The following is a 24,173-nucleotide window of genomic DNA, read 5'->3' as shown; positions in this document are numbered from 1 at the left end:
TTGCGCACACTATAGGAATGCGCCCACCACACCGTCAAGGCGCGGATTCAAGGAAAAGCCTTACAGAACGGAGATTTAGGAGTGTAAAAGGAGGAGAAACGCGAGTTCGGCGATGTTTTTGACTCAACAACCGCAAATAGCTCATGGAGCTATGGCTTAAAGTTAAAGTAATTTATTAAGAGTAAGATTTTTTTGGTATTACGAAGATGCATCTGCCAATGATTTGGCAGGGAGGGATTCTTGCGTTACTACCGGGTTTCTGCACGAGATTCGGACAGAAGGAAAAAAGGTGGAGAGTCGATCTGTAAGCCGGGTTCTGTCTTGAACAGTCATTCGTCTACGATGGCCATCACTGGACATCTTTAGCAACCTACCCGGTCCCAGCGCGGGCCACGCCTTGGGACCCTATTTGGTCTTGCTCCAAGTGGGGTTTACCTAGCCACGAACTGTTGCCAGTCGTGCGGTGCGCTCTTACCGCACCTTTTCACCCTTACCGGCACCGAAGTGCTTAGGCGGTTATTTTCTGTGGCACTTTCCGTAGGCTCACGCCTCCCAGGCATTACCTGGCACTTCGCCCTATGGAGCCCGGACTTTCCTCCCCCCCCTAATTTTCATAGAAGGCAGCGACTGTCCAATCGACTCTCCGCCGCGCAGGTTAACGGCACGGCGGGCTGAGGACAAGTATTAAAAGCGCAGCAATGCCATCACGTTCGGACGGAATGCCGGTTCGCCCCCGGAACTATTCGGCTTTCTGTTTATCCAGCGCGACCTGATACAGCACATTCTTGCGCACGCCGGTAATTTCAGCGGCCAGCGCTGCAGCACGCTTGAGGGGCATTTCCTTGAGCAGCAGATCGAGAATGCGCACGGCCTCGCTGCCCACAGCATCCTCATCCTCCGGCGCCGCCCAACCGGCCACCAGCACCACACACTCGCCACGCTGTTGATTGCTGTCGCCTTCGACGAAGGCACGCAACGCTTCCAACGGCAGACCCTTGAGGGTTTCGAACGTCTTGGTCAGCTCACGCGCCAGCAGCGCAAGGCGCTCGCCGCCAAACACCAGCTCCATGTCTTGCAGGCATTCAAGGATGCGGTGCGGGGCTTCATAGAAGATCAACGTACGCGGTTCTTCCTTGAGTGCCTGAAGCCGCGCGCGGCGCCCAACGGTCTTGGCCGGCAGGAAGCCCTCAAAAATAAAACGATCCGACGGCAACCCGGCAGCCGATAATGCAGCAATCAGCGCGCACGCTCCCGGAACAGGCACTACATTGATACCAGCGGCTCGCGCCTGGCGGACCAAGTGGTAGCCGGGATCGGAAATCAGCGGCGTACCGGCATCGGAGATCAGCGCCACATCGTCGCCGGCCAGCAGGCGCGTGATAAAACGGCTGCCTTCTTCGCGTTCGTTATGTTCGTGGCAGGCGGCCAAGGGCGTGCTGATACCAAAATGCTGCATCAACCGCTGGGAATGCCGTGTGTCTTCCGCCGCGATCAATTTTACGTCGCGCAACACTTTCAGCGCCCGGGCACTGATGTCGTCCAGGTTGCCAATGGGCGTCGCCACGACAAAAAGCGAGCCTGCAGTGGAATTCAAAGGACCTGGAGCAGTCAAAACGCACACCTCGATGGTTGGGAAAAGTCGCATTGTAGCGCGTAGGCGCCTCGATAATATGCCCTCAAGGTCGGCCTTCGATGGCTGTTGGCAGCATTTGCACGACCTAAATCGACGGTTTCACGCCAGTAACATCGCGCCTGGGCCAGTGCTTGGGTACAATTCCACGCTAATTTGATCGGTATCAGGAACACTTACATGATCGCTTGCCTGCGGCTGCTCTCCGCCCTCTGCCTCGCTGCCTTATTGGCTGCCTGCGCCAGCTCGCCCTCGTCCAGCCTTGGCGACCTCCCCCGGACCCCGGATGCCAGTATCGAGCAACTGCTCGAACAGGCTACCTCCGCCAACACGCCAGAAAAGGCCGCGATGCTGCGCCTGAGTGCGGCTGACCTGGCCTACCACCAGAACAACCCTGGGCGTTCGTCGCAGATTCTCGCGCAGGTGCCCCTGGATGTCCTGAAGCCGGCCGCGCAAGTGTTTGCCAGCACCCTGGCCGCCGAACTGGCCATGGCGCGCAATCAGCCCAAGGCTGCATTGGCAGCCCTGAACCATCCCAGCCTGCAGAGCCTGAAGGAGCTGCCGACCGATCAGCAGATCCGTACCGGCACCGTGCATGCCCGCGCCTATGAGGCCGATGGGCAGACCCTGGCCGCCGCGCGAGAGCGTGTCGCCATGGCTGCGCTGCTGACGGGCGACGCTGCCAACAGCAACCACGAAGCCATCTGGGCGCTGATTGCCGCGCTGCCGGCTGACCAGTTGCAAGCCAGCGGTAACCCGACGCTTGATGGCTGGATCAGCCTGGCCAAAGCCGTCAAAGGCGCCGGCACCCTGGAGCAACAACAAGCCGCGATCGACACCTGGCGCGCGCAGAACCCTGGGCACCCGGCCGCAGTGCAACTGCCGACGCCGCTGACCAAGCTCAAGGAACTGGCCAGCCAGCCGCTGAACAAGATCGCCCTGCTACTGCCGCAGGACGGTCCGCTGGCTGCGGTCGGCAAGGCGCTGCGCGAAGGCTTCATGGCGGCTCACTACCAGGCCGAACAAGCCGGGCAGAAACCGCCGGTCATCGAGTTCTATGACAGCTCGCGCCTGACCTCCCTCGACGACTTCTATGCCAAGGCCCAGGCAGCCGGCGTACAACTGGTCGTCGGCCCGCTGGAAAAACCGCTGGTCAAACAACTCGCAGCTCGCCCGCAACTGCCGATCACGACGCTGGCGCTGAACTACAGTGAATTGAATGAAAACCCGCCACAGCTGTTCCAGTTCGGCCTGGCCGCTGAAGACGAAGCCCGCGAAGTCTCGCGCCGTGCCCGCGCCGACGGCTTGCACCGCGCCGCCGCCATGGTGCCGCGTGGCGAATGGGGTGAGCGTGTCTACAAAGCCTTCCGCCAGGATTGGGAAGCCAATGGCGGCACCGTCGTCGGCGTCGAGTACGTTGACCAGCCGGTCGCCCTCGCCCAGCAGATTGCCGACCTGTTCCAGCTGCGCAAAAGCGAAGGTCGCGCCAAGAGCCTGCAAAGCGCCGTTGGCACTGACGTAGCGGCGCAACCGTCGCGCCGCCAGGACATCGAGTTCATCTTCCTGGCTGTGACGCCGCAATTAGCCCAGCAGATCAAGCCGACCCTGAACTTCCAGTACGCCGGCGACGTGCCTGTGTATGCGACGTCCCATGTGTTCAGCGCCAGCGGCGACAAAAACCAGTACCTGGACATGACCAACGTCATGTTCTGCGAAACCCCTTGGCTGCTCAACACCACCGACCCGCTGCGCAACCAGGTTGCCGCGCAATGGCCACAAGCCAATGGCAGCCTGGGCCGCCTGTACGCGATGGGCGCCGACGCCTACCGCCTGGCACCGCGCCTGGGTCAACTCAAGGCGCTGCCGGATACGCGCGTCGACGGCCTCTCGGGCAGCCTGGGCATCAGCGCCAACCAGCGTGTCGACCGCCAGATGCCGTGGGCGAAATTCGTTGGTGGCGACATCCAGCGCCTGCCGGACACCTCGCGCTGATGCCCGAGCGGTCCAGCGCACAAAGCGGCAAGGATGCCGAACTTCAAGCCCTCCAATATCTGCAACAACAGGGTCTGCGCCTTCTGGCGCAGAACTGGTTGTGTAAACGCGGTGAGCTTGATCTGGTCATGCTTGACGGCGATACAGTAGTATTCGTCGAAGTCCGCTACAGAAAACACGCACAATGGGGTGGCGCGCTCGCCAGTATCGACGGGCGCAAGCGTCAGAAGCTGATACTCGCCGCGCAGTTTTTCCTGCAAAAAGAGCATCGCTGGGCTGACTCCCCCTGCCGTTTCGATGTGGTTGCCATAGAAAGCACACCGTCTGGCCCCGCTGATCTGAATTGGCTTAAAGATGCCTTCGACAGCTGATTCACCGGACATCTTCACCACACACTTTTGCTCTTTGCTTTGCGGGCTGCACATTCCTGTGCCAAACAGCCGCGCTACTTAAGGTCACACAGATGGACATGCAATCCCGAATTCGCCAGCTTTTCCAGGCCAGCATCGACACCAAGCAACAGGCGATGGACGTACTTGCACCGCACATCGAGCAAGCCAGTCAGGTCATGGTCAATGCCTTGCTCAACGAGGGCAAAATGCTTTCGTGCGGCAACGGCGGTTCGGCCGGTGATGCCCAGCACTTTTCCTCCGAGCTGCTCAACCGCTTCGAGCGCGAGCGCCCGAGCCTGCCGGCCATTGCCTTGACCACCGACACGTCGACGATCACCTCGATCGCCAACGACTACAGCTACAACGAAATCTTCTCCAAACAGATTCGCGCCCTGGGCCAACCCGGCGACGTGCTGCTGGCGATCTCCACCAGCGGCAACTCGGCGAACATTATTCAAGCGATCCAGGCCGCACATGATCGCGAAATGATTGTCGTAGCATTGACCGGTCGTGACGGCGGCGGCATGGCCTCGCTGCTGTTGCCGGAGGACGTTGAAATCCGCGTACCGGCCAATGTCACTGCACGCATTCAAGAAGTCCACCTGCTGGCGATCCACTGCCTGTGCGATCTGATCGACAGCCAACTGTTCGGGAGTGAAGAATGACCGTTAACCGCCTCAGCCTTTTGGCCATTACGCTGTGCCTTGCCATCAGCGGCTGCAGCACGGCAATCACCGCGACACGTGACACACCGATTCAGGATGACCGGGGCACACGTACTTTCGGCAGCACAATCGACGACTCGCTCATCGAAACCAAGGTCAAGGTCAACGTCGCCAAGGCCGCTACAGACTTGGGCAATGGTGCCTCGCGCATTGTGGTGACCAGCTTCAACGGCGTGGTACTGCTGGCCGGCCAGACGCCGCGTGCGGAGCTCAAGGCCCAGGCAGAACAAGCCGCCTCGTCGGTTCAGCGGGTCAAGAAGGTCCACAATGAACTGCAGGTCATGGACCCTATTACCCTGCTGGCCATCAGTAACGATGCGTTGCTGACCACCAAAATCAAGGCGCAGATGCTTACCGACAGCGCCGTGCCGGGCTCGCGCATCAAAGTCGTCACCGATAACGGCATCGTTTACCTGATGGGCCTGCTGACCCAGGCGGAAGCCACCCGCGCGTCCAACCTGGTTCAGGGTGTGTCCGGCGTACAGAAGATCGTAAAAGTGTTCGAATACATCGACTGATGTCATTCGCAGCCACAAAAAAGGGCGCCGTGCATTGACTGCACGACGCCCTTTTTAGTGGCCTGCGTTTATTGGTACTGCTGGTACGGGTTGCCCTGGAACTGGTTGTTCTGCTGTGGCGCCTGTTGCTGTTGTTGCTGCTGACCCGGTTGGCCGTATTGCTGACCTGGGATCGGGCCGAGGTTGACCTCTACGCGACGGTTTTGCGCACGGCCATTCACGTCGGCGTTGCTGGCAATCGGATTATCCGGGCCGGCACCGCGCGCACTCAGGTTGGTCGGGCTCACGCCCTGCGACGTCAGGTAGTTGGCCACGCTCTGCGCACGACGCTGGGACAGGTCCATGTTCAACTGGCGGCTGCCGGTACTGTCGGTGTAGCCGACAATCTGGATGGTGTTCTGGTTGAACTGCTTCAGCGAGTTCGCCAGGTTGTTCAGTGGCGTATAGAAGCTGCTGGCAATCGCGTCCGAGTTGGTGGCAAAGGTAATGTTACCCGGCATGATCAACTTGATCTGGTCGCCCTGGCGCTGCACTTCAACACCGGTGTTGGCCATGCTTTCACGCAGTTTCTTTTCCTGTTGGTCGGCGTAGTAGCCGTAACCGGCGGCGCCGATACCGGCGATAGCACCACCGATCAGTGCACCCTTGCCACGGTTGTTATGGTCGATGGCTGCACCGGCCAATGCGCCAGCCAGCGCACCCAGGCCGCCATACTTGGCGGTTTTGCTGATACCGCCTTGCGAACCATCATTTGCCTGCCCCTGGCTGCCGTCATAAGGATTGGGCGAGGCGCAGCCGGACAACAGGGCTACGGCGGTGGCAACAACAAGAAGACGACGTGGAGTAAACATGAAGGGAGCTCCTACTTTTGCATTCTGTGGTGCAAAGGACATTGGCAATGGACCTGTGCCGGGTTTTGAACGCGACAAACGGTAAAAATTCCGTGGCCATCGCCCTTGCTGTGACAAAGGCTGGCCAGCATCACCGCTAAGGAAACCGTAGCAGACCCAGGCTGAACGCGAGCTGCGACGACGATTCTTTGTATAGAACAGCCTCACACCCTTGGTTATTCCCTACGCCCGCACAAACGGATTCTCACGCATCTCATCGCCCAACCGGGCGTCCGGCCCGTGCCCGGTAACCACCGTCGCGCCCTCATCCAGGGTGTACAAACGCTGCTTGATCGAACGCACGATAGTCGCCTGGTCCCCGCCCCACAGGTCGGTCCGCCCTACGCCGCGCTTGAACAACGTGTCGCCGGCAATCAACAACTTGGCATCGGCAAACCAGAAGCTCATCGAACCTGGCGTATGCCCTGGCGTGTGCAAGGCCACGCCGCAACCACAGGCCAACGCCTCATCATCTTCCAACCAGCGATCCGGCGACGGCACCGGCGTATAAGGCACGCGAAACATCTGGCACTGCATTTCCAGGTTATCCCACAGGAATTTATCGTCCTTGTGCAGATGCAAAGTGGCGCCGGTTTTCTCTTTCAATTGGCCGGAAGCCAGGAAGTGATCGAGGTGCGCATGGGTATGGATGATGCTCACCACCTTGAGGCCCAACGCCTCCAGGCGAGCCAGGATCAGCTCGTGATTGCCGCCGGGGTCGACCACGATGGCTTTTTTGGTGATCGGGTCACCGATGATGGTGCAGTTGCACTGCAACGGGCCGACGGGGAAGGTTTCGCGAATCAGGGCTGGTAGCTGAGACATCAGAGCGAACTCGATCATTTGTAAGTCAGCGATTTTGGCACAAATGCGTTGCCCCCTACCCCAACAACCCCATCTCCTGCGCCCGCGCTACCGCCTGGGTTCGGCGCTCCACGCCCAGCTTGCTGTTGATATGGCTGGCGTGGGTTTTGACCGTGTGCAGGGAGATAAACAACTGGTTGCTGATCTCCTGGTTTGAGCAGCCTTGGGCGATCAGTTGCAGCACTGCCAGCTCGCGGGTGCTGAGGGTTTCGTGCGTGGGCAGGGCCTCGGCGGCGGCAACCACCGGCAGCAGCGCCAACAGGCTTTGGTTCAACAGCGCATGCGGGGTCTTGCCGAGTTGCTCGCGCATCCAGTCAGGATAACGTTCCAGCAGCCGCTGGAACGGTTGCAGCGCGCCACCAACGCCCGCCTCGAGCGCCTGGGCCACGATCGGTCGCGCCTTGGCCTCCTGGCCGCACTCCAGCAATACATGCGCCTGCTGTGTCAGGGCCATCAGGGCAATCATCTGGCGCCCGCTGTTATGCGCCTGCTGCGCCAGCTCTTCGAGGCGCTGCAGGGCCGCAGCCGGTTGATGGCGGATCGCGTCGAGTGCGGCCTGCTGCAGCCCGATGTGTTGCGCCAGGTGCGGATGAAACTCCGGTGCGGCGGCGGCGTGCTCACCGTTATAGGTCTGCCCCAGGCGGGTCAGCCAGGCGTCGGCGAGGTCGGTGCGGCCTTGGGCCAGCCATAATTCGCATTTGATCAGGGTGATCATCGCCAGGTAATAGATCGGCGGCACGTCCCAGATATGCATCAAGCGCTCGGCTTCGGCAAGTTCGGCGAAGGCCTTGGCGAAATCACCGCGCCGCCCTTCGAAATTGGCGATCACACAATGCCCGATGAGCACGCTGATATCGCGGCACGCGCGCGCTTCGCTCAGGCCAGCACGCAAGCGAGCAAGGCCAGCGTCAGACTGATAACGCACCAGCAGCAGATAACCTTCGTACAGCGATAGCCGCGCGCGTACGGCGTACAGCCGTTGAGGCGCAAGGCCCTGCAGGCGTTGCAGCCCCTGGCGCACTTCGTCCAGAGAACGCAGAATTTCGCCGCGCGCCTGCAACACGCGCGCGCGGTCGTAATGGGCCAGGGCCTCGAACAGCGGGTTGCCGACGCGCTGCGCCAGCTCCAGAGATTCGCGATTCAGGCCACGCGCGCGCCACAGGTCGGCATCGACAATGGCCAGGTTGGACAGGGTCGACAGGCACATCAGGCGCTGGCCATAGCGTTTGTGCGGCAGGCTTTCCAACGCCTCGCTGCAATAACGCTGGGTCAATTCACGATCACCTCGCCCGCGGGCGATGATCCCGCTCAGCGCCAGCCATTGGGCCAGCATCGACTTTTGCGCAGTGGCCGACGGCGCCGGCAGGAAGCGACTGAGGTAGCCTGACAATTCTTCTGCCGCATCCAACTGGCACGCCAACCCCAGCGCCCAACTGTAGAGCACGATCAAGCGCGGCGTGCTGATCAGCAGGCTGTCGGGCAAGTCCATCTTCCAGCGCAGCAGCATGCCCACATTCTGCTCGGCCAGCAGTTGCTCCTCTGACAGGTTCTGCACCAGGTTTGCCGCCACATCGAGGTGGCCGGCGCGCAATGCCTGCTCTACGGCTTCGTCGATAAAACCCTGGGCGTTGAACCAACGACAGGCCCGCAAGTGCAGGCTGGCAATCGGCAAGGTGGCATTGCTCACGCGGCGCGTGCGCAGCAAATCGGAAAACAAATGGTGGTAACGGTACCAGTGGCCCTGTTCGTCCAGCGGCACCAGAAACACCTGATGGGCCTGCAAATAGCGCAGGATTTCCGCGCTGTCGTGGGCCTCGCGCACGGCGTCGCACAGCTCGCTGCAGAAACGATCCTGAGGCGCCGTGTCGTACAGGAACGCCTGCACTTCAACCGGCAGGCAGTCGATGACCTCTTCGAGCAGGTAATCACGAATCAGCCCTTCGCCACCGTGCAAGCTGTGCGGCAACGCGCTTTCATTGCCCGCTTCGGCGATTGCCAATAGCCAGAAACGCAGGCCGGCGACCCACCCTTCACTGCGCCGGATCAAATTGTCCAGCGCCTCGCCGCGCAACGAACTGCTGTGCCGATCCAGCACGGCCAGCGATTCGTCGTGGGTCAGGCGCAGGTCCTGTTCGTGCAGCTCCAGCAGGTGCCGGGACAGCCGCAGGCGCGCCAGGTGCCAGTCGGGACGTTGGCGACTGGTGACCATGACCACCAGCCCATCGGGTAAATGATTGAGGAAAAACTGCAGGCAACGATCCAGCACCGGGCCCTGAGCCAGATGGTAGTCATCCAGTACCAGCAACAAGGGCGCACGCGTGGACAAGTGCAACGTCAGCTCATCGAGCAGGCCGTCGAGCCATTCTTCAAAGGCAAAGGGTTGGTGACGCTGGCGCATTTTCAGCAGGCCCAGGGATTGGGCGCCGAGTTGCGGGAAGTACTGCTGCAAACCGTCGAGCAGGCGCTCGAGGAAACGGCCCGGGTCGTTATCGCGTGGGCTCAGGCCCAGCCACAGGCTTTGCCAATGCGCCGGCAAACTCTGGCAGAACTCTACCGCCAGCGAACTCTTGCCGAACCCCGCCGGAGCGCTGACCAGTAGCAATCGCCCCTCCAGGCCAGCACTCAGCCGTTCGCACAGGCGCGGGCGTAGCACATAGCCATCAGGCAGAGGTGGCCTGTAGAAGCGCGCTTCCAGGGTCGGAATTACTGCGCTTGCAGGCCCTTGGATTCGGGACAGATCAGTCATCGCCGGGCTCTTGTAGAAGGCTGTTGTCGGCATTGCAGATGTCCGCAGACTAGCGGTAAAAGCGGCAGGGTTGTAGATCTTTGCAACATTTACCTGAAAAAGAACTACGACAAAAAATGTGGGAGCTGCCGTGCGCGAGGCTGGCTTGTGTGGGAGCTGGCTTGCCTGCGATAGCATCAACTTGGTGTAACTGATACACCGAGGCGCCTGCATCGCGGGCAAGCCCGACTCCCACACAAGCCAGCTTTACACAAGCCAGCTCCCACATTGTCGAGTGAGTGTTGCTTAACGCACGCCATCCTGGCGCAGGGCCGCCGGGGTGAAGTCGCTGGTGGTGGCGGTAAAGCCGAAGTCATACGCCTGCTTCTCTTCGTTCTTCATGCCCAGGGCCAGGTAACGGCCGGACTGCAGGTCGTAGAGGGTTTCGAGGGCATACCACGGCACTTGTTTGTCGTAGTAGTTCTCAGCGTGAGCTTCAGCCACGCGCCACAATTGGCCACGGCCATCGTAGTGGTCGATCACAGCGGCTTGCCAGGTGTCTTCGTCGATGAAGAAGTCACGCTTGGCGTAGATGTGGCGCTGGCCTTCCTTCAAGGTTGCGACCACGTGCCAGACGCGACGCAGCTCATAACGTGCCAGGTCCTGGTTGATGTGGCCGGCCTTGATGATGTCGACATACTTGAGCTTCGGATCGTCGATCTTGTAGCTGTTGGAGGCGATGTAGATTTCTTTCTTGCCTTCCAGTTTCCAGTCGTAGCGGTCCGGTGCGCCGTTGTACATGTCGAGGTTGTCGGAGGTACGCAGGCCATCGGCGGCAGTGCCCGGCCCGTCATAGGACACTTGCGGCGCCCGGCGAACACGGCGTTGGCCGGCGTTATAGACCCACGCCGAACGCGGCTCCTTCACCTGGTCGAGGGTTTCGTGCACCAACAGCACACCACCGGCCAGACGTGCCGGCGCGGTCACTTGCTGCTTGAAGTAGAACAGCACGTTGCCCGGGTTTTTCGGGTCGTAGTCCTTCATCTTGTCGCGGAACACAAACTGATCGCGAAAGTACACCAGGCTGAACGAGCCGTTGGTTTGCGGCGTGGCCTGGGTGACCAGACGCGTCACGCTGCCGCCGCGATAGCGGGTGATGTGGTTCCAGATCACTTCCACGCCGCTTTTGGGGATCGGAAACGGAACCGCGGTTTCGAAATTTTCCAGGCCGTTGCCGCCAGACACGAGGTTGGTATTGGTGGCGTTCTTCTTGATGGCGGCGAACACATCAGCCGGCACGGTGGCGCCGCGATGGGTCGGGTAGACCGGCATCTTGAAGGTGTCCGGGTAACGCTTGAACATCGCGTACTGCCCCGGCGCCAGCTTGTCTTTGTATTGCTCGACGTTCTGCGCGGTGATCGTGAACTGCGGCTGCTCGCTGGCATACGGGTTGGCGAGGAAACCACGGGCATCCACGGCGCCGGCATTGGTGGGCAGCGGCGACCATTTGGGGATGGTGCCGGCCGCGTTACCGGCCATCTCTGCGCCCATCGGGGTCAGGGTCGTGCCCAGCTTCGCGGCTTCATCGGCCGAGACTGCCGCCATGACGCTACCCGCCATGATCGACAGCCCAAGCACACCCACGTGCAACAGACTTTTAGTTATTTTCATGTTCTGGCTCTTCCTGAAATGCATGCATCTGAAAAAGAAAGTCTTAGAAGTTCACGCCGGCACTCAAGGCGATAAAGTCGCGATCATCCACCGTGGTGAACCGGCCACCAAAGAAGTTGGTGTAGTTCAAGCCGACGGTGTAGGTGTTCTGGTACTCGGCATCGACGCCCAGGCTGACGGCCTTGCGACCTTCTTCAAAGTTGCCGCCAGGGCCTGGCGAATAACCTTTGACGTCATGGGACCAGGCCACGTTGGGCTTGAGGTTCACACCGGCAAACACATCCGGGTATTCCCAGATCGCCCGGGCGCGATAACCCCAGGACGTCGCGGTGGTGTAGCCGTCGTTGTTGCAGTTGGTGTTCAGGCCGGATGCATTCGGCAGGCCCGCCCCCTGAGCGGTCGAATTGTTCAGCGCGTTGCAGAAACCACCCGGCAGCGTGCCAGGGCCGAACACCGGATCGCGGCCATAACGCGCAGTGTTTTTGCTTTCCAACCCGCCCACATGGGTCACGCCGATTTCGCCCACGGTGGTCAGGCGGGTCGCGCCCATCACCTGGTCAAAGAAGTGCGTGAAGGTGGTCTGGAACTGGGTCACTTCCTTGCGGTTGTAGCCGTGCAGATCCTGGCCCGGCGTGCCCTTGAGCACCGACGCATTGCCATAGCCCGGAATCGGCGTAACGCCCGCGTACAGAATATCGGTGGTGCTCAGTTGCACCGGCGCGTTCGGCCGGTAGCTCAATTCACCACTCCAGGCGGTGCCGGTAGGCAGCGTGGTGGAGAAGCTCAAGCCATACAGGCGGATATCCTCCGGGTACTCGACGAAGTACTGGGAACTGCCCGCCACGATCAGCGGACGCAATGCCGCCAACGGTCCCAGTGGACGGGTGTAGGCCGAGTTGGGCGCACCTGTCGCGCTGAAGATCGGCGCACGGCTGTGGTAGTTCATGAAATACGCGCCGAACTCGGTGTCCAGCGGTTCGAAGTTGTAGTGCATGGCCACGCCGAACTGGCCGCTGTCCCGTGCATCACGGTCACCGCCACGTTTTACCAGCACGCCCTCATTGTTAACGTCCACACCCAGAGCATTCAATGTCGGCAAGGCCGCGCCAGGGATGGTGGAACGCTTGTTCAAGACCCGCAGGTTATTACTGCAACCGTCGGCAATCACGTCTGGCTGGGAGAAGAACGTGCCGCAGTTATCCACCACGGTCTGGTCCCACTCCAACTGGTAGAACGCCTCTGCGGAGAGGTTGTCAGTGAGGGTCTGGGACACGTAGAACATGTTGACCGGAATCAAGCCTTCCTTGATCTCGGCGCCCGGACGACGGAATGCAGATACGTCGATCGGGTTGATCGAGTTGATACCGCCACCAATGAACGTACTTTCGCCCCAGCTCACTACCTGCTTGCCGAAGCGCACGCTGCCTGGCTCATCGGCAACGGTGTAGTTGTGATAAATGAACGCATCGAGGATCTGCCCGCCAGAGGACTTGGCGCCCTCTTTGCGGTTGTTGTTGCTGACGTTCTTGAAGTCCAGGTCTTCGTTTTGCAGCGCGAAGTCATACCAGTATTTGCCACGCACAAAAATGCCGGTGTCGCCGTATTTCAATTCAAGGTCATGGATACCCTTGAAGATCTTCGAGAAGGAATCACCCTTGTTGAAGTTCAAGTGGCCGTCATCGGAGGTTTGCGAAAGCCCCTTGCCGCCGTTGTTGACACCAATCAGGTCTTTATTGCGACCCGCAGTCGACCAGCTCGCCCCCACCGACAGGGAGGAGTCAAAACTACCTTCGATTTCACCGATGTTGAAACTGACGCCGAATGCGGGCCCGGCGAGCGTAGAAGCGAGACTGACGGCCAGGGGCAGTCTTGCCCGGCGCCAGAACTGGTTTACTGAGGTCATCGACGCTACTCCATGTGCATTATTGTTATGGCAGTGAGTTCTTTCTTCTGGATGCATGTACCGGCCGGAATACAACGATTCCAATGCCGAACGGCAACCGAGCCCCCATGGCCCGAAGCGCAACATCCTTGAAAAACTCTGAGATGGACTATAGCCAGCAGGGGGTACCGCTTGATCCCTCTAAAGTGTGATTTGCATCACCAACCCGTCTGCCACAGTCCTTTCGCCACGCCGACGAAGGCCGGCGCGGCAAGGATGGCTGAAAATTGGCAAATCACAAGTGAAGGCTTGAGATAGAGCATTGCCGCGCCCGATCGGGTGCGGCGGGAGGCATCAGAGGGTGGACAGGAACGTGCTGTTATTGGCCTGCCATTCAATGATGTCGATACGGATACGTTTTTTGTCGAGCTTGCCGACACTGGTCTTGGGAATTTCAGTAACAACGGCAATCTGACTTGGAATCGCCCACTTGCTCAAATGGCCCAGTTCGACAAAAGGCTTGAGGTGTTCCTTGAGCTCGCGAGCACCTATCACTTGGCCATCATGCACCACCAGCAACGCAAACGGGCGCTCGCCCCACTGCGGGTCGGCGATGCCCACCACCGCTACTTCGCGTACCGCCGGGTGACGGCTGACCAGGTCTTCGAGGGCCAGGGAGGAGATCCACTCGCCGCCGGTCTTGATCACATCCTTGATGCGGTCGCGAATGTCGATCACGCCAAATGCGTCCAGCGTGGCCACGTCGCCGGTGTGCATCCAGCCGCCCTCCCACAGCTCGGCACCCTTTTGCGGCTCGTTGTAATAGCCTTCGGTCAGCCACGGTGCGCGCAGCACCAGCTCACCCTGGGACTCGCCGTCAGCGGGCAGGAAGTTGCCTTCGCTGTCGACAATTGCCGCTTCCACCAACGGCCCGGGCACGCCGGCCTTGATGCGGTAGGTGGTGCGCTCGTCCTCGGTGCCGGCCATCAGTTCTTCGTTGAGGTGGGCACACGACACCAACGGCCCGGTCTCGGACATGCCGTACGCGGCAGTCAGTTGAATACCGCGCGCCTTGGCGGCTTCATACAGCGTGCGATTGAGCGCGCTGCCGCCGATGACGATTTTCCAGCCGCCAAAATCCACGCCTTGCGCCGCCTTGGCGTTGAGCACCATTTGCAGGATGGTCGGCACGCAGTGGGAGAAAGTGACCTTTTCCTTGCGCCACAACTCCACCAGGTATTCCGGGTCGTAGCGGCCCGGATAGACCTGCTTCAAACCGAGCATGGTTGCCACGTACGGCAGGCCCCAGGCGTGCACGTGGAACATCGGCGTGATCGGCATGTACACGTCGTTGGTGCCCAGCAGGCGCACGCTGTCGACGCTGCCCATGATCGTCGCAACGCCCATGGTGTGCAGCACCAGTTGGCGGTGGGTGAAGTACACGCCTTTGGGGTTGCCGGTGGTGCCGGTGGTGTAGAAGGTGGTGGCGACGGAGTTTTCGTCGAAGTCCTGAAAGTCGTACGTGGGGCTGGCGGCCGCCAGCAGGGTTTCGTACTCGCCGACCAGGTTGGGCAGCTCGGCGGTTTTTTCGTCGCCATCGGTGAGCAGCAGCGTTTTGTCGACCGTGGTCAGGTGGCCGGCGATGGCCTGGTAAAGCCCCACGAACTCGCTGTTGACCAGCACGAAGCGGTCTTCGGCGTGGTTCATGGTGTAGAGAATCTGTTCGGGCGACAGGCGCACGTTGATGGTGTGGATTACCGCGCCGATCATCGGGATGGCGAACATGCATTCGAGGTAACGGTGGCTGTCCCAGTCCATCACGGCGACGGTGTCACCGGCCTTGACCCCGGCCTCGGTCAGCACATTGGCCAGGCGCGCAACGCGCTCGATGAGGGTGGGGTAGGTGTAACGCAGTTTGTCGCGGTAGATGATTTCCCGGGTTTTTTCGTAGCGGGTCCCGGACATCAGCAGGCGTTTGATCAACAGTGGGTATTGGTAAGCGCCTTCGGCGGGTGGGATAACACGGGTCTGCAACATACGAATCCCTTATCTGACTGCACGGTGTTGGCTTGAAGACCTGCACTTTAGAGAGCTTATGTGTCAGCTAAATCAGCCAAAGGAATGATTTGCAGAGGCCGATGAATGCTAGCTTTGCGCCACCATTTAGGTGGTGTGTGAGTTCAGCGTGAGGGCCGGGATTGTTTGCGATGAGGTGGTAGGGCTGGGACTTGCGGTGGTTGCAGGGCTGGGACCATATCCGTTATTTGGGTGACGGCGGGTATGGGTTCCGCCCTTACGGCGGGTCACTTTGGAAAAGCCCCAAAGTAACCAAAGGGCTCTTGCCCCACCACTCGGCACCTCGCTCACGCTTCGGTGTGCCCTCACGCAGGCTTGAATCCGTGGGCCGCCGTGACGGGCCATCCATGGCCCAACACGGCTAACCCGGCGTCCTGCCGGGTTACCCACGGATTCAAGCCTGCGTTCGGCCAGCGTGGTTTAACGGGGCGCCTAAGATCAAAGTCAAAAGCAGATCAAGATCAAGATCAAAAGCAGAGCACGGCGGCCTAGTAGCCGACCTGAGTGGTTAGATCAAAAGCGGACGCGAGGCGGCCTGACAGCCGACCTGATTCTTGAAGATGAACTCAATCAAATGTGGGAGCTGGCTTGCCTGCGATGGCATCGACTGGTTGTGCCTGATACACCGAGGTGTCTGCATCGCAGGCAAGCCAGCTCCCACAGAAAAGCCAAGCAGTGCGGTGGCGGCGGCTGAACTCGGTCAACTTGTGGGAGCGGGCTTGCTCGCGAAGGCGGTGGGTCAGCTACACATGAGCTAACTGACCCACCGCCTTCGCGAGCAAGCCCGCTCCCACATTTAGAACTCTGTGCATCAGATAGAAGTGTGTTGCTGTGCTTCTGCCCTGCTTTTGCTTCAACCACTCAGGTCGGCTACTAGGCCGCCGTGCTCTGCTTTTGATCTTGCTCTTGATCTGACAGGCCCCGTCAACCACGCTGGCCGAACGCAGGCTTGAATCCGTGGGTAACCCGGCAGGACGCCGGGTTAGCCGCGTTGGGCCATGGATGGCCCGTCGCGGCGGCCCACGGATTCAAGCCGGAGTGAGGGCACACCGAGCCTAAGCGAGGTGCCGAGTGGTGGGGCAAAGACCTTTTGGTTACTTTTGGGGCGTTTGCCAAAAGTGACCCGCTGTAAGAGCGGAACCATACGTGGCCGTTACCGCAGCAACGGATATGCACTCACTCCCACAGCACAAACCAAAGCCCACCCCTCACTTCATACTCGTAAACGCAAGCTTCACACCAATCGCAATCAAAACCGCCCCCATGGTCCGATCAAACCAATGCCCCATCCGCGCAAATCCCGCGCGTACCCGCTGCTGACTGAACAACATAGCCACCAGGCAAAACCACAACGCCGTCGCCACCGCCAGGTACACACCGTACCCAGCCTGGATCGCCAGCGGCGTGTGCGGGTTGATCACCACAGTAAACAGCGACAGAAAAAACAGCGTGGCCTTGGGGTTCAAACCATTGGTCACAAACCCCGCTGTAAACGCCGCACGCGGAGTGCGCTCACCCACTTCAGGCCGCAACTCGCCCTCGGCAACCGGCTTGGCCGGCTGCGCACGCAACGCTTTGAAACCGATGTACAACAAGTACGCCGCCGCCGCCCACTTCAGTGCGTTAAACAGCACGATGGACTGCGACACGATCAAACCAATCCCCAGCAGCGAATAGCCCACGTGCAGGAAAATCGCCGAGCCCACACCCAAAGCGGTCCAGGTGCCGGCGCGACGGCCATGGGTCACACTCTCGCGCACCACCACGGCGAAATCCGGGCCGGGGCTGGCCACCGCCAACAAGTGAATCAAGGCTACGGTCAAAAACTCGGCGGCGTACATGCTCACTCCATTAAGTAACTGATTATTTCATCTGATAGGCTCGGCAGATTACGCCTTCGAACCCTGTCGCAAAAGGTACAGTTGATGACGAACAATCGCCGCGCCGTCTTCCTTGATCACCCGTCCCTGGACCTGGGGGACCTGGACCTCAGCGAATTGCGCAACAGCTTCAGCGACCTGCAGCTTTACGCGCACACCACGCCGCAGAATGTGGTCGAACGCCTGCAAGGCGCTCAAGTGGTCATCAGCAACAAGATCGCGCTGAATACCGAAACGCTGCAAGCCTGCCCCGAACTCAAGCTGATCCTGGTATCGGCCACCGGCACCAACAACGTCGACCTCGCCGCGGCCCGCGCCCATGGCATTACGGTGAGCAACTGCCAGGGCTACGGCACGCCGTCGGTGGCGCAGCACACAATCATGCTGTTGCTGAATCTGGCGACGCGCCTGAACGACTACCAACGCGACGTCAGCGCGGGCAAATGGCAACAAGCCAAACAGTTCTGCCTGCTGGATTACCCGATTGTCGAGCTAGAGGGCAAAACCCTCGGCCTGCTCGGCCACGGCGAACTGGGTAGCGCCGTCGCGCGCCTGGCCGAAGCCTTCGGCATGCGCGTGGTGCTCGGCGCGATTCCGGGCCGCCCTGCCCGCGCTGACCGCGTGCCACTGGATGAACTGCTCGCGCAAGTCGACGCGCTGACCCTGCACTGCCCGCTCAATGAACACACCCGCGACTTTATCGGCGCTCGCGAATTGGCGCTGCTCAAGCCCGGCGCGTTTATCGTCAACACCGCGCGCGGTGGTTTGATCAACGAACAAGCCCTGGCGGACGCGTTGCGCAGCGGCCATCTGGGCGGTGCGGCCACCGATGTGCTGAGCGTGGAGCCACCGGTAAACGGCAACCCGCTGCTGGCCGGCGACATTCCTCGCCTGATCGTGACACCCCACAACGCCTGGGGCAGTCGCGAAGCGCGGCAGCGCATCGTTGGCCAACTGGCGGAAAACGCCCGCGGCTTTTTCAACGGCACCCCGCTGCGCGTCGTCAGTTGATAAACTGCGCCCCTTTTCAAGGAGCAGACCATGGATCCGCGCAGTGAAGTACTGCTTCGTCAGGCCGAACTTTTTCAAGGCAACCTGCTGCTGGTAGGTTTGCCCGCCGACGATTTGCTCGGCCGCCTGCCCAATGCCCACGGCTGGAGCTGGCATGCCGGCGACCAGGCGGCGCTCGACGCACGCTTCCCCGAACGCAGCCATTTCGGCGTGAACGTGCCCGAACGCGGGTTTGATGCGGCGGTGATTTTCCTGCCCAAATCCAAGGACCTCACCGATTACCTGCTCAACGCCGTGGCCGCACGCCTGCCCGGCGCCGAGCTGTTTCTGGTCGGCGAGAAAAAAGGCGGTATCGAAAGCGCCGCCAAGCAGATGATTCCGTTCGGCAAGCCCCGCAAGCTCGACAACGCGCGGCACTGCCAGCTGTGGCAGGTCACCGTGGCCAATGCCCCGCAAGCGGTCGAACTGCAAAGCCTGGCGCAGGTGTTTGAAGTGCCGCTGGCCGAAGGGCCGCTCAAGGTGGTGAGCCTGCCGGGCGTGTTCAGCCACGGTCGCCTGGATCGCGGCACCGAGCTGTTGCTTGCACACCTGGACAAGTTGCCCAACGGGCACTTGCTCGACTTTGGCTGCGGCGCCGGCGTGCTAGGCGCTGCGGTCAAGCGTCGCTACCCGCACAACACGGTGACGATGCTTGACGTGGATGCGTTCGCCGCCGCCAGCAGCCGCCTGACCTTGGCGGCCAATGGCCTGGAAGCCGAGGTATTGACCGGTGACGGCATCGACGCTGCGCCGATGGGTTTGAACGCGATTTTGAGCAACCCGCCGTTCCATGTCGGCGTGCACACCGATTATTTCGCCACGGAAAACTTGCTGCGAAAAGCGGCGAAACACCTGGCAAAAGGCGGCGAACTACGCTTGGTGGCCAACAGCTTCCTCAAATACCAACCGCTGATCGAAGAGCACTTGGGCGTGTGTGCAATCAAGGCCGAAGGCAACGGTTTTCGCATTTATCGTGCCAAACGCGGCTGATGGCTTTTTGAAAAAGAAGGCTTGCCGAATGGATTTTGCCTAGGCAGAATCCGCTCCGTCCTAGGGGAGTAGTCTCCCACGAGCGCCACGCTCGTCCGGCATACGTCAACATACTTGGTCAGCAGACCATGGCGTATGCGACCCAGGAGTCCGCACAGACGGACCGGGGTTTGACAAGACCTATGACACGCACACCTTACCCGGGGCGGGAAGGCTGTACGTGTCATAGCCGTGTCGACCCGCCCCTGGAAACTTACCTGATGCTGGATTCATTACTCGTTCCTACCGCAATCGTTGCCTTGGCCGAAATCGGCGACAAGACGCAACTGCTCGCGCTCATCCTTGCTGCTCGCTTCCGCAAGCCCTGGCCGATCATCGCCGGCATCGTCGCCGCGACCCTGGCCAACCATGCGGCTGCCGGTGCCGTGGGCGCCTGGTTCGGCAGTTTCTTCTCGGATGCGGTGTTGCACTGGATCCTCGCGGCGAGCTTCTGCGCTACGGCACTGTGGACCCTGGTGCCGGACAAACTCGACGATGACGAAGCCAGTACCACGCGCAAGTTCGGCCCGTTTCTGACCACGCTGATTGCGTTCTTCCTCGCCGAAATCGGTGACAAGACGCAGATCGCCACGGTGATGCTGGCGGCGCAATACCCTGAGCTGTGGCTGGTGATTATCGGCACCACCCTGGGCATGCTGATTGCCAACGTGCCGGTGGTTCTGGCGGGGAATTTCGCCGCGGAGAAACTGCCGCTGACCCTGATTCGTCGACTGGCGGCTACGGCGTTTTTCGTTCTGGCAGTGGTGGCGGTGTACAAGGCCATGCAAAGCAGCGGCTGGATCTAGACCTGTAAACCCCATCCAATGTGGGAGCTGGCTTGCCTGCGATGGCATCAACTCGGTATTTCTGAAGGACCGACCCGCCTGCATCGCAGGCAAGCCAGCTCCCACATGGGTCCGCGTTAACTCAGGATTTCTTGGCCTGCTGGTAAAGCGGCATGACTTTCGGAATCGCCGCCTGCAACGAGGCGATCCGGCTGTCGGAGGCCGGGTGCGTGCTCATGAACTCAGGCGGCGCACCTTCCGAAGCCTTGGCCATCTTGTTCCACAACGTGATAGCCGCGTTCGGGTTGTAACCGGCCCGAGCCGAGAGCTCCAGGCCGATCAGGTCGGCTTCGTTTTCATTGGCGCGGCTGTTGGGCAGCGTCATGCCGTAGTTGGCCACCGTATCGGCCAGCGCCAGGCTGTCCTGGCCCAGACCGAACAAGGCACCGGCGCCCTGCTTGGCCATCTCGATGCCGTAGGCCTTGGACATGGCTTCACGGCCGTGTTCGCGCAAGGCATGCGCGATTTCATGGCCCATCACCGCGGCCAGTTCGTCATCGGTGAGCTTGAGGTTGTCGATCAACGCGCTGTACACGAAGATCTTGCCGCCAGGCCCGCAGTTGGCGTTCATCTCATCACTTTTGATCAGGTTCACCTCCCACTTCCACTGCGCCGCATCCGGGCGAAAGGTCGGCGCCTGGGCGATCAGTCGATTGGCGATGGCCTGCACGCGCTTGGCGTTGGCACTGGTTTTATCGAGCATGCCTTTGCCGCTCGCCTCACCCAGCGTCTGCTGGTAGGACTGGGCATACATCTGGTCGACTTCCTGGCTCGACAACATGCTGAACATGTACTGCTTGCGCTCTACCCCGACGGCGCCGCCGCTGGTGGTGTTAACCGACTGGCAACCCGCCAGCAGCATCGCCGCAACCAACCCACTTACCGCCAATGACTTCTTCATGAACACGCTCCCTGAAAACATGGCGCGTATCCTAGGCGCTCATGTGTATCGGCGCCAGATACAACAGACGTGTAACCGCTAACTTTCAGATACATCCCACCTGCCCACAGCGGCGGCCAACAGTCCATTTGCGACATCCGGCACTATTTCACCCACCGAGACTTAAGCCTCCCGAGCCCGTGGCCGATACACAAAGGCAGCCCACCTGCCCCTGCGCCCGGAGCTTTCATGAAATTCAAGTCGATTCAGTTTTCTGTCGCAGCACTGACCGGGGCCATCGTGCTGAGTGTGGTCGCCGTTTTGGTGCTCTACGCGGTGTTCGCCGGCGCGCGCACCCAGGAACTGGTGCAGGAACGCACCCAGGCGCAGTTCGAGCAGATCATCGAGCAACGGCTCACCGCCCTGGCGCACACCCAGGCCACGTTGATCCAGCGTGAATTGGAAGCGCCCTTGGTGACCGCCAAAGGCCTGGCCACGGCCAACGCCCTGCTCGGCATGAAAGACGCCAAGGGCGAACCGGCCTTGCAAGTGGGCCGCGAGCAACTGATCAACCTGTTGCACGAAACCGTGGTGCGCAACCCGAAAATTCTCGGCGCCTATATCGGCTGGGAACCCAATGCGATCGACCATAACGACGCCGCCTACGTGAACACGCCGATCGTCGGCATGGCCGCCGACGGGCGCTTCCTGCCGTGGTGGTACCGCAACGCCGATGGCAGCCTGGGCCTGGATAAACTCGCCGACGTCAACGACCAGAACATCCTCGCCACCGGCGTGCGGGCCAGTGAGTACTACTTGTGCTCCAAAGAAAGCAAGAAGCCCTGCGCCATCGACCCTGCGCCTTACAAGGTCGGCGATGCGATGGTGATGCTGGCCTCGTTTATCGAACCGATCATGATCGACGGCACTTTCCAGGGCATCGTCGGCGCCGACCTGTCGGTGAACTTCATTCAGGACATGCTCACCCGCGCCGACCAGAACCTCTACAACGGCGCCGGCGAACTGGCGCTGATTTCCAGTAACGGTCGCCTGGTGGCCTACACCAAGGATGCGAGCAAGCTGGGCGAAAAAGCCGCTGACTTGCTCGACAGCAACGCGCTGGCCAATCTCGGCCAGTTGAAAGTCGGCGAAGTGCGCTACGACATCGATAAGGAACACGGGCACATCGAGCTGTTCCTGCCCTTCAGCATCGGCCAGGCCGAAGCGCGCTGGACCTTGATGCTGCAACTGCCGCTGAACGCGGTGATGGCCGATTCGCAAAAACTGCAAAGCGACCTGCAAGCCCAGCGCAAGACCGACACTTTCGGCATGGCCATGGTGGGCCTGTTGATCGCCGGCCTCGGCTTGCTGGTGATCTGGCTGGTGGGCCACGGCATCGCCCGCCCCCTCAAGCAAATGGTGGCCATGCTCAATGACATCGCTCAGGGCGAAGGCGACCTGACGCGCCGCCTGACCAGTGACCGGGCCGATGAACTGGGCGCGATTGCCACCGGCTTCAATACTTTCCTGATCAAGCTGCAGGGCATGATCACCCAGGTGGTGAGCTCGGTGCAGAAGGTCAGCGATTCGTCGGAGCACACCGCCGACATCGCCATTCGCACCAACCAGGGCGTGCACAAACAGATGGTCGAGATCGACCAGGTGGCCACCGCCGTGCATGAGATGACGGCCACCGCCCAGGACGTGGCGCGCAACGCCACCCAGGCCGCGCAAGCCGCCAGCCACGCTGACCAGGCCGCAAGCCAGGGCATGCGCATCGTGCGTGATACCTCGACGTCTATCGGCGCATTGGCGCAGGAAATCGGTAAAGCGGTGGGCGTGGTGCAAACCCTGGCCAAGGACAGCGAGAACATCAACGCGATCCTCACAGCGATTCGCGGGATCGCCGAGCAGACCAACCTGCTGGCGCTTAACGCCGCCATCGAGGCCGCGCGGGCCGGCGAGCAAGGCCGTGGTTTTGCGGTGGTGGCAGATGAAGTGCGCAACCTGGCGCAGAAGACGCAGAAGGCCACCGAAGAAATCCAGACCATGATCCAGCAGTTGCAACAAGGCACGCGCGATGTGGTTAAGGTGATGGAAGACAGCCAGAACCGCACCGATGAAAGCGTGCAGCATGCGGCGAAGGCGGCCGAGGCGCTGGAGACGATCACTCAGGCGGTATCGGTGATCAACGACATGAATACCCAGATCGCCAGCGCCGCCGAGGAGCAGAGCGCGGTGGCCGAGGACATCAATCGCAATGTGATCAATATCGGCCAGGTGGCCAATGAAGTGGCGGGCGGCGCGGATGAATCGAGCGCAGCCAGTGCGGAGTTGACCAAGCTGGCGGAGCAGCAGCGGCGCTTGATCAATCAGTTTAAGGTTTAGGAATTGGCGGTGGTCTTCAGGCCGCTATCGCAGGCAAGCCAGCTCCCACATTTTGATGTGTGAACACCTTCAAATGGAGGAGCTGGCATGGAGTGAGCCCGACTTCAGCCTGGGGTCAGGCACTCCGGCCCATTCAGTTTCGGATCATTGACCATATTGGCCAACACCCGCTCGCGCAACGCAGCCGGCTCACTGGCCAGCAAACCCTGCAACACCGGCAACGGCGTCTGCGGATTCAGCCACGCCTCCTGCCCCGCCGCATCCAGGATCAACGGCCGCCGCTGACTCTGCGCCGCCTGGGTCACCACCGCGGTGCTCAGCCACACCTGTTCCTGCACCGGATACGCCTCCCAGATCGCCGCAAAAAACAGCGTCGAGCCCTCGCCCGGCGTCAGCCAGTACGGGCGCTTGCGCTGGGTGCCGCGCCATTCGTAAAACCCGTTGGCGGGCAGCAGGCAGCGGCGCTGGCGGAAGGCTTCGCGGAACATCGGTTGCTCGGCCAGGGTTTCGGCGCGGGCGTGGGCCGGGGTGCGGGAAAGGTCAGTCAGCCAGGGCGGCGTCAGGCCCCAGCGCGCCCGCGCCAAGGTGCGCTGGCCTTCGCTCAAGCGCTGAATCAGCACCGAATCATTCGGGGAGATGTTCCACTGCGCCTGCTGGTCGGCCGGGAAGCCCGGCAAGGCAGCAAACGTAGGGTTCCAGCGAAACAGGGCATAACGTCCACACATGGGGTAACACG

The 24,173-nt window shown here is 60.9% G+C and carries 18 protein-coding genes, 1 other RNA gene, 1 pseudogene and 1 riboswitch; of the genes and pseudogenes, 9 read left to right on the top strand and 11 right to left on the bottom strand.

Going from position 1 to position 24,173, the window contains the following annotated elements:
• Positions 1-289 precede the first annotated feature (289 nt).
• An RNA gene (gene rnpB, locus AACW30_RS04995) (RNase P RNA component class A) lies at positions 290-643 on the bottom strand.
• A gap of 96 nt (positions 644-739) precedes the next feature.
• Positions 740-1,645, bottom strand: coding sequence for a 16S rRNA (cytidine(1402)-2'-O)-methyltransferase (gene rsmI / locus AACW30_RS04990; protein ID WP_200624385.1), 906 nt, complete (start codon positions 1,643-1,645; stop codon positions 740-742).
• Positions 1,646-1,810: 165 nt separating this feature from the next.
• Here rsmI and AACW30_RS04985 point away from each other — a divergent pair, with 165 nt between their 5' ends.
• From AACW30_RS04985 to AACW30_RS04970, 4 genes are all read left to right on the top strand, one after another.
• Complete coding sequence (locus AACW30_RS04985) at positions 1,811-3,622, top strand: penicillin-binding protein activator (RefSeq protein ID WP_106579570.1); 1,812 nt, start codon at positions 1,811-1,813, stop codon at positions 3,620-3,622.
• Complete coding sequence (locus tag AACW30_RS04980) at positions 3,622-3,993, top strand: YraN family protein (RefSeq protein ID WP_106579571.1); 372 nt, start codon at positions 3,622-3,624, stop codon at positions 3,991-3,993. The genes AACW30_RS04985 and AACW30_RS04980 overlap by 1 nt, the downstream gene beginning before the upstream one ends.
• 92 nt (positions 3,994-4,085) lie before the next feature.
• Positions 4,086-4,679: a phosphoheptose isomerase gene (locus tag AACW30_RS04975; protein WP_003216190.1), complete on the top strand. Its 594-nt coding sequence runs from the start codon at positions 4,086-4,088 to the stop codon at positions 4,677-4,679.
• Positions 4,676-5,257, top strand: coding sequence for a BON domain-containing protein (locus AACW30_RS04970; protein WP_106579572.1), 582 nt, complete (start codon positions 4,676-4,678; stop codon positions 5,255-5,257). The genes AACW30_RS04975 and AACW30_RS04970 overlap by 4 nt, the downstream gene beginning before the upstream one ends.
• Before the next feature lie 68 nt (positions 5,258-5,325).
• On the opposite strand, the gene AACW30_RS04965 is transcribed toward AACW30_RS04970, so the two are convergent.
• From AACW30_RS04965 to AACW30_RS04935, 7 genes are all read right to left on the bottom strand, one after another.
• A complete protein-coding gene (locus tag AACW30_RS04965) occupies positions 5,326-6,108 on the bottom strand; it encodes an OmpA family protein (protein ID WP_106579573.1) in 783 nt (260 codons plus the stop codon).
• 222 nt (positions 6,109-6,330) lie between these two features.
• Positions 6,331-6,972: an MBL fold metallo-hydrolase gene (locus AACW30_RS04960; protein WP_200624384.1), complete on the bottom strand. Its 642-nt coding sequence runs from the start codon at positions 6,970-6,972 to the stop codon at positions 6,331-6,333.
• A gap of 55 nt (positions 6,973-7,027) precedes the next feature.
• Positions 7,028-9,757, bottom strand: a complete 2,730-nt coding sequence (locus AACW30_RS04955) for a LuxR C-terminal-related transcriptional regulator (RefSeq protein WP_119735344.1) — start codon at positions 9,755-9,757, stop codon at positions 7,028-7,030.
• 285 nt (positions 9,758-10,042) lie between these two features.
• Positions 10,043-11,407 carry a DUF1329 domain-containing protein gene (locus tag AACW30_RS04950; RefSeq protein WP_106579575.1) on the bottom strand — a complete coding sequence of 455 codons (1,365 nt, stop codon included), beginning with the start codon at positions 11,405-11,407 and terminating at the stop codon, positions 10,043-10,045.
• Positions 11,408-11,450: 43 nt separating this feature from the next.
• The gene (locus tag AACW30_RS04945) at positions 11,451-13,310 is read right to left on the bottom strand and encodes a DUF1302 domain-containing protein (protein ID WP_124416454.1); all 1,860 of its coding nucleotides are present in this window, start codon (positions 13,308-13,310) and stop codon (positions 11,451-11,453) included.
• 333 nt (positions 13,311-13,643) lie between these two features.
• Positions 13,644-15,326 (bottom strand): fatty acid--CoA ligase, encoded by a 1,683-nt coding sequence (locus AACW30_RS04940; RefSeq protein ID WP_119735342.1) that lies wholly within the window; start codon positions 15,324-15,326, stop codon positions 13,644-13,646.
• A 1,247-nt stretch (positions 15,327-16,573) separates the two neighbouring features.
• Positions 16,574-17,206, bottom strand: coding sequence for a LysE family translocator (locus AACW30_RS04935; protein WP_106578706.1), 633 nt, complete (start codon positions 17,204-17,206; stop codon positions 16,574-16,576).
• An 84-nt stretch (positions 17,207-17,290) separates the two neighbouring features.
• Between AACW30_RS04935 and AACW30_RS04930 the strand changes: the two genes are divergently transcribed.
• The 3 genes from AACW30_RS04930 (at position 17,291) to AACW30_RS04920 (ending at position 20,130) form a co-directional block, all read left to right on the top strand.
• Entirely contained in the window at positions 17,291-18,256 is a 966-nt protein-coding gene (locus AACW30_RS04930) for a 2-hydroxyacid dehydrogenase (RefSeq protein WP_124416452.1), read from the top strand.
• Positions 18,257-18,286: 30 nt separating this feature from the next.
• On the top strand, positions 18,287-19,285 hold the full coding sequence (locus AACW30_RS04925) for a class I SAM-dependent methyltransferase (RefSeq protein WP_200624383.1): 999 nt from the start codon (positions 18,287-18,289) through the stop codon (positions 19,283-19,285).
• Between the two features lie 50 nt (positions 19,286-19,335).
• Positions 19,336-19,457: riboswitch (yybP-ykoY riboswitch) on the top strand.
• A gap of 88 nt (positions 19,458-19,545) precedes the next feature.
• Complete coding sequence (locus AACW30_RS04920; protein ID WP_016974259.1) at positions 19,546-20,130, top strand: TMEM165/GDT1 family protein; 585 nt, start codon at positions 19,546-19,548, stop codon at positions 20,128-20,130.
• A 121-nt stretch (positions 20,131-20,251) separates the two neighbouring features.
• Here AACW30_RS04920 and AACW30_RS04915 read toward each other — a convergent pair whose 3' ends face one another.
• The gene (locus AACW30_RS04915) at positions 20,252-21,070 is read right to left on the bottom strand and encodes a M48 family metallopeptidase (protein WP_145165144.1); all 819 of its coding nucleotides are present in this window, start codon (positions 21,068-21,070) and stop codon (positions 20,252-20,254) included.
• Positions 21,071-21,298: 228 nt separating this feature from the next.
• On the opposite strand from AACW30_RS04915, the pseudogene AACW30_RS31485 reads away from it, so the two are divergent.
• Together AACW30_RS31485 and AACW30_RS31480 are read left to right on the top strand one after the other, a co-directional pair.
• Positions 21,299-22,579, top strand: a pseudogene (locus AACW30_RS31485) (HAMP domain-containing protein); the annotation flags it as partial.
• A 15-nt stretch (positions 22,580-22,594) separates the two neighbouring features.
• Positions 22,595-23,437 carry a methyl-accepting chemotaxis protein gene (locus tag AACW30_RS31480; RefSeq protein ID WP_372239320.1) on the top strand — a complete coding sequence of 281 codons (843 nt, stop codon included), beginning with the start codon at positions 22,595-22,597 and terminating at the stop codon, positions 23,435-23,437.
• A gap of 104 nt (positions 23,438-23,541) precedes the next feature.
• Here the strand turns inward: AACW30_RS31480 and AACW30_RS04905 are convergent, their stop codons facing one another.
• Positions 23,542-24,162 (bottom strand): SOS response-associated peptidase, encoded by a 621-nt coding sequence (locus AACW30_RS04905; RefSeq protein WP_106578702.1) that lies wholly within the window; start codon positions 24,160-24,162, stop codon positions 23,542-23,544.
• Between the last annotated feature and the right edge of the window lie 11 nt (positions 24,163-24,173).

It is taken from the genome of Pseudomonas sp. MF6747 (assembly GCF_963890955.1).
Lineage (GTDB): Bacteria > Pseudomonadota > Gammaproteobacteria > Pseudomonadales > Pseudomonadaceae > Aquipseudomonas.
The sequence above is the reverse complement of the archived record's forward strand: the minus strand, read 5'-3'. Positions and strand labels throughout refer to the sequence as shown.